Source organism: Streptomyces sp. NPDC001492, assembly GCF_053597275.1.
The window spans coordinates 96,928-113,318 of the sequence record NZ_JBSFHW010000024.1 but is presented as its reverse complement, the minus strand read 5'-3'; the positions used below and the strand labels follow the sequence as shown (position 1 = coordinate 113,318).

General features: G+C 70.9%; 10 protein-coding genes. 8 read left to right on the top strand and 2 right to left on the bottom strand.

From position 1 onward, the window contains the following. Positions 1-72 precede the first annotated feature (72 nt). From ACWC1K_RS28760 to ACWC1K_RS28740, 5 genes are read left to right on the top strand one after another with little or no spacing between them, the layout of a single operon-like run. The gene (locus ACWC1K_RS28760) at positions 73-2,292 is read left to right on the top strand and encodes a 1,4-beta-glucanase (RefSeq protein ID WP_450835547.1); all 2,220 of its coding nucleotides are present in this window, start codon (positions 73-75) and stop codon (positions 2,290-2,292) included. Beyond that, positions 2,292-4,262, top strand: coding sequence for a beta-galactosidase (locus ACWC1K_RS28755; protein WP_450835545.1), 1,971 nt, complete (start codon positions 2,292-2,294; stop codon positions 4,260-4,262). Before ACWC1K_RS28760 ends, ACWC1K_RS28755 begins: the two co-directional genes overlap by 1 nt. A 20-nt stretch (positions 4,263-4,282) precedes the next feature. Beyond that, a complete protein-coding gene (locus tag ACWC1K_RS28750; protein ID WP_450835592.1) occupies positions 4,283-6,478 on the top strand; it encodes a glycosyl hydrolase family 95 catalytic domain-containing protein in 2,196 nt (731 codons plus the stop codon). A 38-nt stretch (positions 6,479-6,516) separates the two neighbouring features. Continuing rightward, positions 6,517-7,230 (top strand): glycoside hydrolase family 12 protein, encoded by a 714-nt coding sequence (locus tag ACWC1K_RS28745; protein WP_450835543.1) that lies wholly within the window; start codon positions 6,517-6,519, stop codon positions 7,228-7,230. A gap of 35 nt (positions 7,231-7,265) precedes the next feature. Further along, positions 7,266-7,844, top strand: a complete 579-nt coding sequence (locus tag ACWC1K_RS28740) for a chorismate mutase (protein ID WP_450835590.1) — start codon at positions 7,266-7,268, stop codon at positions 7,842-7,844. Between the two features lie 97 nt (positions 7,845-7,941). Here the strand turns inward: ACWC1K_RS28740 and ACWC1K_RS28735 are convergent, their stop codons facing one another. After that, positions 7,942-10,014 (bottom strand): glycoside hydrolase family 31 protein, encoded by a 2,073-nt coding sequence (locus ACWC1K_RS28735; protein ID WP_450835541.1) that lies wholly within the window; start codon positions 10,012-10,014, stop codon positions 7,942-7,944. A 55-nt stretch (positions 10,015-10,069) separates the two neighbouring features. Continuing rightward, positions 10,070-11,086 carry a LacI family DNA-binding transcriptional regulator gene (locus tag ACWC1K_RS28730; protein ID WP_450835539.1) on the bottom strand — a complete coding sequence of 339 codons (1,017 nt, stop codon included), beginning with the start codon at positions 11,084-11,086 and terminating at the stop codon, positions 10,070-10,072. A 300-nt stretch (positions 11,087-11,386) separates the two neighbouring features. Between ACWC1K_RS28730 and ACWC1K_RS28725 the strand changes: the two genes are divergently transcribed. The 3 genes from ACWC1K_RS28725 to ACWC1K_RS28715 all read left to right on the top strand — a co-directional run bounded on the left by ACWC1K_RS28725 (position 11,387) and on the right by ACWC1K_RS28715 (position 16,194). Beyond that, positions 11,387-13,330, top strand: coding sequence for an acyl-CoA dehydrogenase family protein (locus tag ACWC1K_RS28725; protein WP_450835537.1), 1,944 nt, complete (start codon positions 11,387-11,389; stop codon positions 13,328-13,330). Positions 13,331-13,627: 297 nt separating this feature from the next. Continuing rightward, entirely contained in the window at positions 13,628-14,893 is a 1,266-nt protein-coding gene (gene dxr / locus ACWC1K_RS28720) for a 1-deoxy-D-xylulose-5-phosphate reductoisomerase (protein WP_351480251.1), read from the top strand. An 8-nt stretch (positions 14,894-14,901) separates the two neighbouring features. Next, complete coding sequence (locus ACWC1K_RS28715) at positions 14,902-16,194, top strand: M50 family metallopeptidase (RefSeq protein WP_450835588.1); 1,293 nt, start codon at positions 14,902-14,904, stop codon at positions 16,192-16,194. Positions 16,195-16,391 lie beyond the last annotated feature (197 nt).

Sequence of the window (16,391 nt, the reverse complement as noted above, 5' to 3'; positions counted from 1 at the left end):
CCGCCATCAGCGGTCGGCCGCGGCGGTCCCAAACCTCCCGTTGCTCCCCACCCGCACAGAACGAGGTAGGTCATGCCCGCGTTCACTCCGAGCCGACGTGCCGTTCTCGCCGGTACCGCGGCGACCGCCGCGCTCACCGCCGTTCCGCTGCTCCCCGGGCGGGCGCTGGCCGCCACGCCGGCCGCCACCGCCACGCCGGCCTACCGCTGGCGCAACGCCGTCATAGGCGGCACCGGTTTCGTCACCGGCGTCCTCTTCCACCCCTCGGTCCGCGGCCTCGCCTACGCCCGTACCGACATCGGCGGTGCCTACCGCTGGGAGGACCGCACCGCCCGCTGGACCCCGCTGACCGACCATCTCGGCGCGGACGACTGGAACCTCCTCGGCGTCGAGGCCATCGCCGTCGACCCCGCCCACCCCGACCGCGTCTACCTCGCCCTCGGCACCTACACCCAGTCCTGGGCCGGCAACGGGGCCGTCCTGCGCTCCGAGGACCGCGGTGCCACCTGGACCCGCACCGACCTCGGCGTCAAGCTCGGCGCCAACGAGGACGGGCGGGGCACGGGTGAGCGGCTGCTCGTCGATCCCTGGGACAGCGACACTCTGTGGCTGGGCACCCGGCACGACGGGCTGCTCAAGTCGACCGACCGGGGGGCCACCTGGGCCGCTGCCGGCGGCTTCCCGGGCTCCCCGAGCGCCTCCGGGCAGGGCGTCACCTTCCTCGTCGCCGCCGGGCGCACCCGCTACGCCGGCTGGGGCGACTCCGACGGCAGCACCGCCCACCTCTTCCGCACCACCGACGGCACGATCTGGGAAGCCGTCCCCGGCGGGCCCACCGGCACGGCCGCCAAGGTGCCGATCCGTGCCGCGTACGACCGGTACACCCGCGAGCTGTACGTGACGTACGCGGACGCGCCCGGCCCCAACGGCCAGTCCGACGGCAGTGTGCACAAGCTGTGCACCACCAGCGGGAAGTGGACCGACGTGACCCCCGTGAGACCGGGCGGCACCACGTCCGACGGGTCCGCCGACACCTTCGGGTACGGCGGCGTCGCCGTCGACGCCCGCCGCCCCGGCACCGTCGTCGTCTCCACCAACAACCGGTGGGCCGAGATCGACACCCTCTACCGGACCACCGACGGCGGCCGCACCTGGACGTCCCTCAAGGACTCCGCCGTCCTCGACGTGTCCGAGACCCCTTATCTCAAGTGGGGCGCCGACAAGCCCAAGTTCGGATGGTGGATCCAGACGCTCGCCCTCGACCCGTACGACTCCCGGCACATCGTCTACGGCACCGGCGCCACCCTCTACGGCACCCGGGACCTGAGGAACTGGGCCCCGCAGATCCGCGGTCTGGAGGAGACGGCCGTGCGCCTGCTGATCTCGCCCCCGGCCGGGGAGGCGCATCTGATCAGCGGCTGCGGTGACATCGGCGTGCTGTACCACGAGCGGCTCACGGCGTCTCCGTCCCGAGGCATGGCGACCAACCCCGTGTTCGGGTCGGCGATGGGGCTCGCCCAGGCCGCGAACAAGCCGGCGTACGTCGTCCGTACCGGCTGGGGCGACCACGGCAACGGCGCATACTCGAACGACGGTGGGCAGACCTGGGCGCCCTTCGAGGCCCAGCCCGCCATCGCCAAGGACGGGCCGGGGCCGATCGCCGTGAGTGCCGACGGCAGCGTGCTGCTGTGGGTCTTCGTGCACTCGGACGGCACCAAGTACCCCGCCCACCGCTCCACGGACCACGGCGCCACCTGGTCCGAGGTCTCCTCCTTCCCGAAGGGCGCCACGCCGGTCGCCGACCCGGCCGACCCGACGCTCTTCTACGCGTACGACACCGACACGGGAACGCTGTACGCCAGCACCGACAGTGGCCGGACCTTCACGGCCCGGGCGATGGGACTGCCCTCCGGGGACAGTCAGTTCCAGCTGGTCGCCGCACCGGGCAGGTCCGGCGATCTGTGGCTGAGCGCCAAGGGGCAGGGCCTGCACCGGTCCACCGACGGCGGCGCGAGCTTCTCGAAGACCGCCGGCGTCGGCGCCTCGGAGTGCCTGGGTTTCGGCAGGGCCGCGAAGGGCGCCGACTACCCCGCCGTCTACCAGGTCGGCACGATCGGGACCGTCACCGGCGTCCACCGCTCCGACGACGAGGCGAAGACCTGGGTGCGGATCAACGACGACCGGCACCAGTGGGGCTGGATCGGCACGGCCGTCACCGGTGACCCGCGCATCCACGGCCGCGTCTACCTCGCCACCAACGGGCGCGGGATCCAGTACGGGGAGCCCGTCTGATGCCGGCGCTCAGCGACGCCACCCGCGGCCGCATCCTCTTCGGCGGCGACTACAACCCCGAGCAGTGGCCCGAGGAGACCTGGACCGAGGACGTACGGCTCATGCGGGAGGCCGGCGTCAACTCCGTCACCCTCGGTGTCTTCTCCTGGGCGAAGCTCGAACCCCGGCCGGGGGAGCGGGAGTTCGGCTGGCTCGACCGGCTGATGGACCTCTTGCACGCGGGCGGCATCGGTGTCGTGCTCGCCACTCCCACCTCCTCGCCGCCGCCCTGGCTCGGCCGGCTGCACCCCGAGACGCTGCCCCGCGACGAGGACGGCCGCACCGAATGGTGGGGCGGCCGCCAGCACTTCTCGCACTCCAGCGCCGCCTACCGCCGCTACGCGGCAGCCATCACCGAGGACCTCGCCGCCCGCTACGGCGGCCACCCCGCCCTCACCATGTGGCACATCAACAACGAGTACTGCACCTACGACTGGGGCGACGAGGCCGCCGCCCGCTTCCGCCGCTGGCTGCAGCAGAAGTACGGCACGCTCGGCGCCCTCAACTCCGCCTGGGGCACGGCCTTCTGGAGCCAGGGCTACGGCGACTGGAGCGAGGTCCTGCCGCCCCGCCACGCCCACTACCTGAAGAACCCGGGCCAGGTCCTGGACTTCAAGCGGTTCACCTCCGACATGCTCCTGGAGTGCTACATCGCCGAGCGTGACATCGTCCGCCGGCACACCCCCGCCCACATCCCGGTCACCACCAACTTCATGGCGCTGTGGGCCGGGCTGGACGCCTGGCGGTGGGCCGAGGAGGAGGACGTCGTCTCCGTCGACCTCTATCCCGATCCGCGCGATCCCTTCGGCGCGCAGCACGGCGCCCTCGTCCAGGACCTGACCCGCTCGCAGGCCCGCGGCCCCTGGATGCTGATGGAGCAGGCGGCGGGCCCGGTCAACTGGCGCGGCGTCAACCACCCCAAGCCGCGCGGCCTGGGCCGCCTCTGGTCCTTCCAGGCCGTGGCCCGCGGGGCCGACGCCGTCTGCTACTTCCAGTGGCGCCAGTCCCGGCAGGGCGCGGAGAAGTTCCACTCCGGGATGGTCAGCCATGCGGGGCCGGAGGGCCGTACGTATCAGGAGGTCGGACAACTCGGCGCCGAACTCGCCCGGATCGGCCCGGAGGTGACGGGCCGTCACAGCCGGAACGACATCGCGATCCTGCACGACTGGCACTCCTGGTGGGCCGGAGCCCACGAGGGCCGGCTCTCGACGCGGGTCGACCACACGCAGATCCTCACCGCCTGGCACCGCGCTTTGTGGCAGGCCCACCTCACCACCGACTTCGCCCACCCCGAGCACGACCTCACCGCCTACAAGCTGGTCGTCGTCCCCCAGCTGTACGCCCTCACGGACGCGGCGGTCGACAACCTCCTCGCCCACGTCCGCGGCGGCGGCACCCTCGTCTGCGGGTTCCTGACCGGTGTCACCGACGAGGACGACCGCGTGCGCCCCGGCGGCATGGACCCCCGGCTGCGCGAGCTGTTCGGCATCCGCACCCTGCACGAGTGGTGGCCGCTGGACGCGGACGAGACCGCCGAGACCGACGAGTTCCACGGGACTCTCTGGTCGGAGGAGATCGAGACCGCCGAGGACGCCTCGGTCGAGGCCAGGTACAAGGGCGGCGAGCTCGACGGCCTGCCCGCCGTGCTGCGCAAGGGCCGCGCCTGGTACGTCTCCACGCTTCCCGAGCCGCACGCGCTGCGCGACCTGCTGGCCCGGATCGCGGCCGGGGCGGGCGCCCGCCCCGTCCTCGACGGCCTGCCCGACCGGGTGGAGGCGGTCCGCCGCGGCGACCTGCTCTTCCTGCTCAACCACGGGCGGGAACCGGTGACCGTGCAGGTGCCGGGGACCCACCGCGACCTGCTCACCGGCGCGACAGTGGAGGGCGAGGTCACTCTCGGCCGGTACGGCGTGATGGTGTTGCGCTCATGAACACACCCATGAGCAAGCCGATGAACATCGTCCACGGAACCTGGGAGCCCGTCCCCGCCACCCGCTGGGAGGACGGCTTCCTGAGCGGCAACGGCCACCACGGCGCACTTGTGTTCGGTGATCCGAACGACGAACAGGTTGTCGTCACCCACCACACCCTCGTCCGCCCCAACGGCGCCGAGAAGGCCCGTCCACCCCGCCTCGCCGAGCAGCTACCGCTCCTCCAGGACAAGCTGCTCGCGGGCGAGCTGCACGCCGCCGAGACCTTCACCGACGGACGCGACCTCCAGTGGGTCCAGCCCTTCCACCCCGCCTTCCAGGTCCGGCTGCGCAGACCGGCCGGCGAGGAGCCGCGTCGCTACCGCCGCGCCGTCGACTTCACCACCGGCGTGGTGGAGGCGGTCTGCGAGGGCTGGAGCAGCCGGGTCTTCGTGTCCCGCGCCGACGACGTGATCGTCCAGCACATCACGGCCACCGACCTCGACATCGCCCTGGACCACCGCCTCCCGGGGGCGCCCCCGGACCTCGCCGTCGGCGACGGCGCGGTCCTCACCCCCGAAGGGGCCCTGCTCACCCTGCGCGTCCGCTACCCCGGCAGCGACACGGCGTACACCGGCGTCACGCTCGTCGTGGTCATGGGCGGCCGTACGACGCTCACGCCTCCCGGCGCACACGTCGCGGACGCGGAGTCGGTCCTGCTGCTGACCAGGGTGCTGCGCCACACCGGTGAGCTGGACACGACACCCCACGCCCAGGCCCTGCGCGCACTGCTGCCGGGCGGCGAGGACCCGTACGCCCTCCTCCTGGACCGCCACACGACCCTGCACCGCACGGCCTACGAACGCGTCCGTCTCGATCTGGACGCGGACCCGGCCGAGCGGGCCCTGCCCGGCTCGGAGCTGCTCGCCCGCCCCGACAGCCCCGCCCTCCTGGAGCGCCTCTTCGCCGCGGGGCGCTACCACCTGCTGTCCGCGAGCGGTCTGCTCCCGCCCCGCCTGGTCGGCCTGTGGACCGGCGACTGGAACACCGCCTGGTCGGGGGCGTTCACCAACGACGCCAACCTCAACCTCCAGACCGCGTCCGCAGCGGCCGGCGCGCTCCCCGAAGTCACCGAAGCCCTCGCTTCCCTGATCCATCGTCAGCTGCCCGACTGGGCGGAGAACGCCCGCGCGGTCTTCGGCGCCCGTGGCGTCGTCGCCCCCGCCCACACCGACGGCGAGTCCGGGCTGTCGTACCACTTCAGCCGCGAATACCCCCTGCACCTGTGGACCGCGGGCGCCGACTGGCTGCTCAAACCGCTCGTCGACCACGACGAGACGAACGGCACCCGGGACCCCCGTACCGCCCACGCCCTCGCCCAGGTCGCCCTGTTCTACGAGGACTTCCTCACCCGCACCGACAACGACGGGCATCTCGTCGTCGTCCCGTCCTACTCGCCGGAGAACCGCCCCGCGAACGCCAGTTGGGGCGCGATCAACGCGGCCATGGACCTGTCCGCCGCCCGGCACGCGCTGCTGACGGCGGCCGACTACCACCCGGACACCCCCGAGGCCGAGCGCCGGCGTGCCCTCGCCGACCGTCTGCCGCCCCACCGGATCAACGCCGACTGCGCCCTCGCCGAATGGGCCTGGCCCGGCCTCGACGACACCTACGACCACCGTCACCTCAGCCACCTGTACGGCGTCTGGCCGCTCGACGAGATCAACCCGTACGACACCCCGGACCTCGCGGCGGCCGCCCACCGTGCTCTCGAACTCCGCGGCGCCGAGAACGACTCCGCGCACGGCCATCTGCACCACGCCCTGGTCGCCGCCCGGCTGCGCGACGGCGAACGGGTCGCGCACGCCCTCGGCCAGGTGCTCAAGGGCGACTTCTTCCACACCTCCCTGATGAGCGCGCACTACCCGGACCGCAACGTCTACAACGCCGACGCCGCGCACACCCTGCCCGCCGTGCTGATCGAGATGCTCGTGCAGTCGACCCCCAACCGCCTGGTCCTGCTTCCCGCGCTCCCGAAGGCCTGCCCCAAGGGCCGGCTCCTCGGCCTCCGTACCCGGTTCGGCGCGGAACTCGACCTCACCTGGAACCCGCAGGAAGCGACGGCGGTGCTGCGCCCCACCCGTACGCACCGCGTCGAACTCAGGACTTCTTCCGGCACGCGGCCGCTCGACCTCGTCGCCGGAGAAGACCACGTCCTCGCCCTGAGGACGTGGTAACCACCCCCGCATTTCCCCCCACCCATGGAAGGGACACCATGGCAAAGAGCACTCTGCGCAAGGTCACCATGGCCGTACTGGCGCCGGCGATGGCCATCGGCGCCACCGTCGGCCTCGCGTCCGCCCCCGCCTCCGCGGCGGTCTGGAACTCCTGCGCCCAGTACGGCAGCACGAACCTGAACGGCTACACGCTCTACAACAACGTGTGGGGCTCCGGTGCCGGCAGCCAGTGCATCTGGGCCAACTCCGGCACCAGCTGGGGTGTCTGGGCCGACCACCCCAACACCGGCGGTATCAAGTCCTACCCGAACGCCACCAAGGTGATCAACAAGTCGATCACCTCGCTCGGTTCGCTCTCCAGCAGCTACAACGTCAGCGTCCCCTCGTCCGGCGCGTACGAGACGGCGTACGACATCTGGGACACCAACCACAGGTACGAGATCATGCTCTGGATGAACAAGACCGGCGCCGTCGGCCCGCTCGGCACCTCGCAGGGCAACGTCACGCTGGGCGGTCACTCCTGGACCGTCTACAAGGGCACCAACGGCTCCAACGACGTGTTCTCGTTCGTCCGCAGCTCCAACTCGGCCTCCGGCACGGTCGACATCCTGCCGATCCTGAAGTGGATCAAGGACACCAAGGGCTGGTTCGGCAACGTGACCATCGGGGATCTGCAGTTCGGCTTCGAGATCACGTCATCGTCCGGTGGCCTGAACTTCATCGTCAACAGCGAAAACGTCAGTAGCAGTTGATGTTGATGCGGACCGGGTGAGGTTTCATGGACCCCATGCAGATCCTCACCCCCCTCCGCACCACGCTGGCGGCCGCTGCCGCCGTGCTCGCCATACCGGGCACCGCGGCAGCGGCACCCACGTCCCCCTGGTCCTCCCCCCTGCACTCGGTGGCCTCCCTCGCCGCCGAACGCCTCGCCACCGCCGACCTGGTGGCCGCGGCCAAGTGGGGCACCGACAGCCCCATCGACGACCCCGCCCGCGAGCAGGTGGTCCTCGACAACGTCGCCGCACAGGCGAAGCAGATCGGCGCCGACCCCGACGAGGTCCGCCGCATCTTCCGCGACCAGATCGAGGCCAACAAGGACGTCCAGCGCGCCCTCTACGCCCGCTGGACCGCCCACCCCGACGAGGCCCCGACCACCAGGCCCGACCTGAACGTGGTCCGCCAGACCATCAACCGCATCACCACGGACCTGGTCCAGGCAGTCGCGGACACGACCCCCGACCGCACGTCCCTGACCTGCCGCCCCGAACGCACCCTGGCGGTGATCGAGGTCCACCACGAGAAACACCCGGACCTGGTCCACACGAAGGCCCTGGTCCGCTCCCTGGAGTCCGTCTGCAGGAACTGAACAGGCGGGGCATGTGACCGTGCGGTTCCGCCGCGCCCCTAAAGGGGCGCGGGGAACTGCGCGACAAGCCACGACGGCGCAGCAGTCGACAACGCACCTATAGCGGCACATCCTGCGAAGCAATAGGCAACTGCGCCCCGTCCCGCAAAAACAGCGGAATCCGATCCAACGGCGCCTCGACCGTCACGGTCGCACCACCCTCGTACGTCCGACCGGTCCACGCGTCCGTCCACGTGGCCCCCACCGGAAGATGGACAGTCCGGGCGCTCGCGCCAGCCGTAAGCACCGGCGCCACCAACAGATCCCGCCCGAACAGATACGCGTCCTCCACGGCCCAGGCCGCCGGATCCTCCGGGAACTCCAGGAACAGCGGCCGCATCACCGGCAGCCCCTCCTCGTGCGCCTCCCGCATCACGTCCAGGACATACGGCTTCAGCCGCTCCCGCAGCCGCAGGTACTTCTCCAGGATCGCCCCGGCCTCCTCGCCGTAGGACCACACCTCGTTGGGCCCGCCGGTCATCTCCGGCCCCAGCGGCATCCCCGGGTCACGGAACCCGTGCAGCCGCATCAGGGGAGACAGGGCCCCGAACTGGAACCACCGCACCATGACCTCGCGGTACGCCGGGTCCTCCGGGTCGCCGCCGTGGAAGCCGCCGATGTCGGTGTTCCACCAGGGGATGCCGGACAGGGCCGTGTTGAGGCCGGCCGCGATCTGGCGGCGCAGGGTCGGGAAGTCGGTGCCGATGTCGCCGGACCACAGGGCGGCGCCGTAGCGCTGACTGCCCGCCCACGCCGAGCGGTTGAGGGTGATGACCTCCTCGCCCTCGGCGCGCAGGCCCTCGTAGAAGGTGCGGGAGTTCTCCGCGGGGTAGCTGTTGCCGACCTCCAGGCCGGGGCCCGCCCAGTAGCGCAGGTTCTCCTGGAAGCCCGGCTTGAGCTCGGGCTCGCAGGCGTCCAGCCAGAAGGCCGTGATGCCGTACGGCTCCAGGTAGTTCTCCTTCACGCGCGACCACACGAACTCACGGGCCTCCGGGTTCGTGGCGTCGTAGAAGGCGACCTGAACGGTGGAGGCGACCTGCTTGTCCGGCCAGTCGGCGTGCGCCATCGGGCCGTACTGGGTGCCGATGAAGTAGCCGCGCTGCTCCATCACCGGGTGGTTCTCGCTCAGCGGTGACACGGACGGCCACACGCTCACCACCAGCTTGATGCCGAGCTCGTCCAGTTCACGGACCATCGCCGCCGGGTCGGGCCACTCGGCCGGGTCGAACTTCCACTCGCCCAGGTGCGTCCAGTGGAAGAAGTCGCACACGATGGCCGAGATGGGCAGCCCCCGGCGCTTGTACTCCCTTGCCACCGCGAGGAGTTCGTCCTGCGTGCGGTAGCGCAGCTTGCACTGCCAGAAACCCGCCGCCCACTCCGGCAGCATCGGGGTCCGGCCGGTGACCGCGCTGTAGCGGCGCTGGCCGTCCGCCGGGGTGCCCGCGGTGATCCAGTAGTCGATCTGCCGGGCCGAGTCGGCCACCCAGCGGGTGCCGTTGTGCGCCAGCTCCACACGGCCGATCGCCGGGTTGTTCCACAGCAGGGTGTAGCCGCGGCTGGAGGAGAGCACCGGGATGCCGACCTCGGCGTTGCGCTGGACCAGGTCGAGGACCAGGCCCTTCTGGTCGAGGCGGCCGTGCTGGTGCTGGCCGAGGCCGTACAGCTTCTCGTCGTCGTAGGCGGCGAAACGCTGCTCCAGCCGGTGGTGCCCGTTCCCGACGGCCGTGTACAACCGTGACCCCGGCCACCAGAAGTGGGCGCGCTCCTCGGCCAGCACCTCGTGGCCGTCGTCGGTGCGCAGGAAGCGGATCAGGCCCTCGGCGCTCACGTCCACGGTGAGCGTGCCGACCGTCAACTGCCCTTCCCCGTCACCGATCTTGATGCTGCTCTCGGTGGCCGGTGCCTCGTCGAGCAGGGCGCCCGGCAGGCCCTCGAGGATCGGGCCGCCGAGCCTGGCCCGCACCCTGACCGCGTCCGGACCCCACGGTTCGATACGGAGCGTCTCCTGACGGCCGCTCCACTCCAGCGCGCCGTCCCGCTCCCGGAAGGTGCCGACGGTGGGTGACGACTGGGCGAGGCTGACCTGGGGCTGGGCCCCGGCCCGGGGCTGGTTTTCGGCAGACTGGTTCACGAAGGGTGCTCCCGAAAGACATGAGGGTGCCCGCCAGGGGCACGGAAGAGCGGGATCAGGAAGTACCGGAGGGTGCCGGGCCCGTGCTCGCCCGCACCGTCAACTCCGGGGCGAGCAGCACGACTTCGTCCGTGCCCCGGCCGTCCAGCTTGGCGACCAGACGCTCCACGGCATGCCGGCCCATCTCCTGCGCGGGGATGGCGACGGACGTCAGCCGCACCGAGGCCTGCACGGCGACCTGGTCCGGGCAGACCGCGACCACCGACACGTCCTCGGGCACCGCACGGCCCTGCTGGCGGAGCAGGGCGAGCAGCGGTTCGACCGCCGACTCGTTCTGCACGACGAAGCCGGTGGTGCCCGGCCGCTCGTCGAGAATGCGGGCGAGGGTGACGGCCATGGCGTCGTACCCGCCCTCGCACGGCCGGTGCAGCAGCCGTACGCCCAGCTCCTGGGCGCGCGAGCGCAGTCCGTCGAGGGTGCGCTCGGCGAAGCCCGTGTGCCGCTCGTAGACGGCGGGCGCCTCTCCTATGACGGCGATGTCGCGGTGGCCGAGCATCGCCAGGTGCTCCACGCACAGCGCGCCGGTCGCCTTGAAGTCGAGGTCGACGCAGGTCAGGCCCGAGGTGTCGGCGGGCAGGCCGATGAGGACCGAGGGCTGGTCGGTGCCGCGCAGCAGCGGCAGCCGTTCGTCGTCGAGTTCGACGTCCATCAGGATCATCGCGTCGGCGAGCCCGCTGCCGGTGACCCGGCGCACCGCGTCGGGGCCCTCCTCGCCGGTCAGCAGCAGGACGTCGTACCCGTGCGTGCGGGCCGTGGTGGCGACCGCGATGGCGATCTCCATCATCACCGGTACGTACATGTCGGTGCGCAGCGGGACCATCAGCGCGATGATGTTCGACCTGCTGCTGGCCAGGGCCCGCGCGCCCGCGTTCGGGTGGTAGCCGAGCTCGCGGATGGACTGCTCCACCCGCTCCCGGGTGGTCGTGGAGATGGACCGCTTGCCGCTGAGGACATAGCTCACCGTGCTCGCCGAGACTCCGGCGTGCTGGGCGACCTCGGCGAGGGTGACCATCCAGCTCTCCAAGCGTGTGAAGCGCTTCGACAGTGCGCATTGCGAACAGGGGCGGGTGGGGGTGGTTCGACACTAGCTCTAGCGAGGGTGGGTGTCCATAGGGAGTCGAAGCGCTTCGACAGCTTTCTTCTCGGCTTTCTTTTCGAGGCGTTGTCCCACAGAAGAGGTCGTACCAGAAACATCCGCCGAACGGCTGCACAAAGGGTGGTGGCCTCGCCCCGAATCGGGTACATACGATCGGGTAGCACCCGTCGGTAACCAAAATGGACCAAGATCCCGATTCGCGGCGAGGTGGCCCCCATGTCCGCAGCACCCGCACCCTCTTCCCGACGCCCCACCGTCACCGAACGCGAGGCCCGCCAGGTGGCGGAGGCGGCCCGTGAACAGGACTGGCGCAAGCCGAGCTTCGCCAAGGAACTCTTCCTCGGCCGCTTCCGCCTCGACCTCATCCACCCGCACCCCACCCCGTCCACCGAGGACGTGCAGCGCGGCGAGCAGTTCCTCACCAAGCTGCGCGACTTCTGCGAGACGAAGGTCGACGGCGCGCTGATCGAACGGGAGGCCCGGATCCCCGACGAGGTGATCAACGGCCTCAAGGAACTCGGCGCCCTCGGCATGAAGATCGACACCAAGTACGGCGGCCTCGGCCTCACCCAGGTGTACTACAACAAGGCGCTCGCGCTGGCGGGCTCGGCCTCCCCGGCGATCGGCGTCCTGCTGTCGGCGCATCAGTCGATCGGCGTACCGCAGCCGCTGAAGCTGTTCGGCACGCAGGAACAGAAGGAGCAGTTCCTGCCCCGCTGCGCGCGCACCGACATCAGCGCCTTCCTGCTCACCGAGCCGGACGTCGGCTCCGACCCGGCCCGCCTCGCGACCAGCGCGGTGCCGGACGGGGACGACTACGTCCTTGACGGCGTGAAGCTGTGGACCACCAACGGCGTGGTCGCCGACCTGCTGGTCGTAATGGCCCGGGTGCCGAAGAGCGAGGGCCACAAGGGCGGCATCACCGCCTTCGTCGTGGAGACCAACTCGCCGGGCATCACCGTCGAGAACCGCAACGCCTTCATGGGCCTGCGCGGCATCGAGAACGGCGTCACCCGCTTCCACCAGGTCCGCGTCCCGGCGGCCAACCGGATCGGCCCGGAGGGCGCAGGGCTGAAGATCGCCCTCACCACCCTCAACACCGGCCGGCTCTCGCTGCCCGCGTCCTGCGTGGCCGCCGGCAAGTGGTGCCTGAAGATCGCCCGCGAGTGGTCGGCGGCCCGCGAGCAGTGGGGCAAGCCGATCGCCCACCACGAGGCCGTCGGGTCGAAGATCTCCTTCATCGCGGCGACCACCTTCGCCCTGGAGGCCGTACTCGACCTGTCCTCGCAGATGGCGGACGAGGACCGCAACGACATCCGGATCGAGGGCGCCCTGGCCAAGCTCTTCTCCTCGGAGATGGCCTGGCTCATCGCCGACGAGCTCGTCCAGATCCGCGGCGGCCGCGGCTTCGAGACGGCCGCCTCCCTCGCCGCCCGCGGCGAGAGGGCGGTCCCGGCCGAACAGGTCCTGCGCGATCTGCGCATCAACCGCATCTTCGAGGGCTCGACCGAGATCATGCACCTGCTGATCGCGCGCGAGGCCGTCGACGCCCACCTGACCGTGGCCGGCGACCTGATCGACCCGGAGAAATCCCTTCAGGACAAGGCGAAGGCGGGTGCGAACGCCGGGGTCTTCTACGCCAAGTGGCTTCCGAAACTGGTCGCGGGACCCGGCCAACTCCCGGTCTCCTACAGCCAGTTCAAGCACGGCGTGGACCTCTCCCCGCACCTGCGCTACGTCGAACGGCACGCCCGCAAGCTGGCCCGCTCCACCTTCTACGCCATGTCCCGCTGGCAGGGAAGGATGGAGACCAAGCAGGGCTTCCTCGGCCGCATCGTCGACATCGGCGCCGAACTGTTCGCGATGAGCGCGGCCTGCGTACGGGCCGAGCTCCTGCGCAGCCAGGGCGACCACGGCCGCGAGGCCTACCAGCTCGCCGACGTCTTCTGCCGCCAGTCCCGCATCCGCGTCGAGGAGCTCTTCGGCCGCCTGTGGACCAACACCGACGACCTCGACCGCAAGCTGGTCAAGGGCATCATGTCGGGCACCTACGAGTGGCTGGAGGACGGCATCGTCGACCCGTCGGGCGAGGGACCGTGGATCGCCGCGGCGGACCCCGGGGCCTCGGAGAAGGACAACGTCCATCGCCCCATCCGCTGACCTCCCGGCACCTCCTTGGAGGGATCCGCCGGTGTGTGATCTCCACGCCGGTCTCACCAGGGCTGTCCGGCGGATCAGGTCGGCTGCAGGGATCTGCACCTTGCGGCCGACCCGAGCCGGGGCATGGAGCTCCCCTACGCCTGAAGGCAGTGGGGGAGCGCGTACCAGGCCCGGCGGCGCCGAGCTGATCCGCCGGACCGCCCCCCAGGGCCCCTCCAACCTCCGCAGAGCCCGACAAGCCACCCACCCGAGCGACGCACTGTCCTCCCGGCGCCGCGGCTCGGCAACAATGGGGGAATGAGCGACAGTCCAGCCCCCCTCGCCGACCCGCATCTCGTCTACGACCCCGTGGCGGGAACCGGCCCGAAGGACGTGGTGATCCTCGGCTCCACCGGGTCGATCGGCACCCAGGCCATCGACCTGGTGCTGCGCAACCCCGACCGCTTCCGGGTCACCGGCCTGTCCGCCAACGGCGGCCGGATCGCCCTCCTCGCCGAGCAGGCGCACCGGCTGCGGGTACGGACCGTCGCGGTCGCCCGCGAGGACGCCGCAGAGGCACTGCGCGAGGCGCTCACCGCGCAGTACGGCGCGGGGGAGCCGCTCCCGGAGATCCTCGCCGGGGCGGAGGCGGCCACCCAGCTCGCCGCGTCCGACTGCCACACCGTTCTGAACGGCATCACCGGCTCCATCGGCCTGGCCCCGACCCTCGCCGCCCTGGAGGCGGGCCGCACCCTCGCGCTCGCCAACAAGGAGTCGCTCATCGTCGGCGGCCCGCTGGTCAAGGCGCTCGCCAAGCCCGGGCAGATCATTCCGGTCGACTCCGAGCACGCGGCCCTCTTCCAGGCGCTGGCGGCGGGCACACGGGCCGACGTACGGAAGCTGGTCGTGACCGCCTCCGGCGGCCCCTTCCGCGGCCGTACCAAGGCCGAGCTGGCGAACGTCACCGTCCAGGACGCCCTCGCCCACCCCACCTGGGCCATGGGCCCGGTGATCACGATCAACTCGGCGACCCTCGTCAACAAGGGCCTCGAGGTGATCGAGGCACACTTGCTGTACGACATTCCCTTCGACCGCATTGAGGTCGTCGTGCATCCCCAGTCGTATGTCCACTCGATGATTGAGTTCACGGACGGATCGACGATCGCCCAGGCGACGCCCCCCGACATGCGCGGGCCCATCGCCATCGGCCTCGGCTGGCCCGAGCGCGTCCCCGACGCGGCACCGGCCTTCGACTGGAGCACGGCGTCGACGTGGGAGTTCTTCCCGCTCGACAATGACGCGTTCCCGTCGGTGAACCTCGCCCGGCACGTGGGTGAGCTCGCGGGCACCGCCCCGGCGGTGTTCAATGCGGCCAACGAGGAGTGCGTGGAGGCGTTCCGCAGTGGCGCGCTGCCGTTCAACGGGATCATGGAGACCGTGACCAGGGTCGTCGAGGAGCACGGCACCCCGCCCACGGGAACCTCACTCACCGTGCCGGACGTCCTCGAAGCGGAGACCTGGGCGCGGGCCCGGGCCCGGGAACTGACGGCGCAGACGACTTCTGCCGCGGAGGCGCGTGCATGACATCCCTGATGATGATCCTCGGCATAGTGATCTTCGTGGTCGGTCTGCTGGTCTCGATCGCGTGGCACGAGCTGGGGCATCTGTCCACCGCCAAGCTCTTCGGCATCCGCGTGCCGCAGTACATGGTCGGCTTCGGCCCGACCCTGTGGTCGCGGAAGAAGGGCGAGACGGAGTACGGCTTCAAGGCCGTCCCGCTGGGCGGCTACATCCGCATGATCGGCATGTTCCCGCCGGGCGACGACGGCCGCATCACCGCGCGCTCCACCTCGCCCTGGCGCGGCATGATCGAGGACGCCCGCTCGGCGGCCTTCGAGGAGCTGCGGCCCGGGGACGAGAACCGTCTCTTCTACACCCGCGCCCCCTGGAAGCGGGTCATCGTGATGTTCGCGGGCCCCTTCATGAACCTGATCCTGGCCGTGGCGCTGTTCCTCACGGTCCTGATGGGCTTCGGCATCACCCAGCAGACCACCACCGTCAGCTCCGTCTCGCAGTGCGTCATCGCCCAGAGCGAGAACCGCGACAAGTGCACGAAGTCCGACGCCGCCTCCCCGGCCGCCGCGGCGGGCCTCAAGGCCGGCGACAAGATCGTGTCCTTCAACGGGGTGCGCACGGACGACTGGAACAAGCTCTCCGACCTCATCCGCGCCACCCCCGGCAAGGACGTGGCGATCGTCGTCGACCGCAAGGGCCAGGAGACGACCCTGCACGCGAAGATCGCCACCAACCAGGTCGCGAAGAAGGACTCCACCGGTCACGTCGTCCCGGGCAAGTACGTCACCGCCGGCTTCCTCGGCTTCAGCGCCGCCAACGGCGTCGTCCGCCAGGACTTCGGCGAGTCGGTGTCCTGGATGGGCGACCGGCTCGGCGAGGCCGTCAGCTCCATCGCGGACCTGCCCGGCAAGATCCCCGCCCTGTGGAACGCGGCCTTCGACGGCGCCCCCCGCCAGCCCGACTCCCCGATGGGCGTGGTCGGCGCGGCCCGGGTCGGCGGTGAGATCTTCACCATGGACATCCCGCCGACCCAGCAGCTGGCCACGGCCCTCATGCTGATCGCCGGCTTCAACCTCTCCCTGTTCCTCTTCAACATGCTCCCGCTGCTCCCGCTCGACGGCGGACACATCGCGGGCGCCCTGTGGGAGTCCCTGCGCCGCCACCTGGCGAGGGTGCTGCGGCGCCCGGACCCGGGGCCGTTCGACGTGGCGAAGCTGATGCCGGTGGCGTACGTGGTGGCGGGCGTCTTCGTCTGCTTCACCCTGCTGGTGCTGATCGCGGACGTGGTCAACCCCGTGAAAATCACCTAGGGAAAAGCAACTGGTCACGCGGAGTTCGCGGCGGCCCGGCACGCTCTGTGCCGGGCCGCCTTCCCATGAGTGGGTTTACGGGCGAGGGCGTCCCCCCGCCGGGTGTGTTCGAGGTGGGGGCGTGCTGGGGCCCGCGCCGGTGCCGTAATCTCGAAGCGAAGCCTGGAGCCCGATGATCCGGGACCGGACCTTGATCC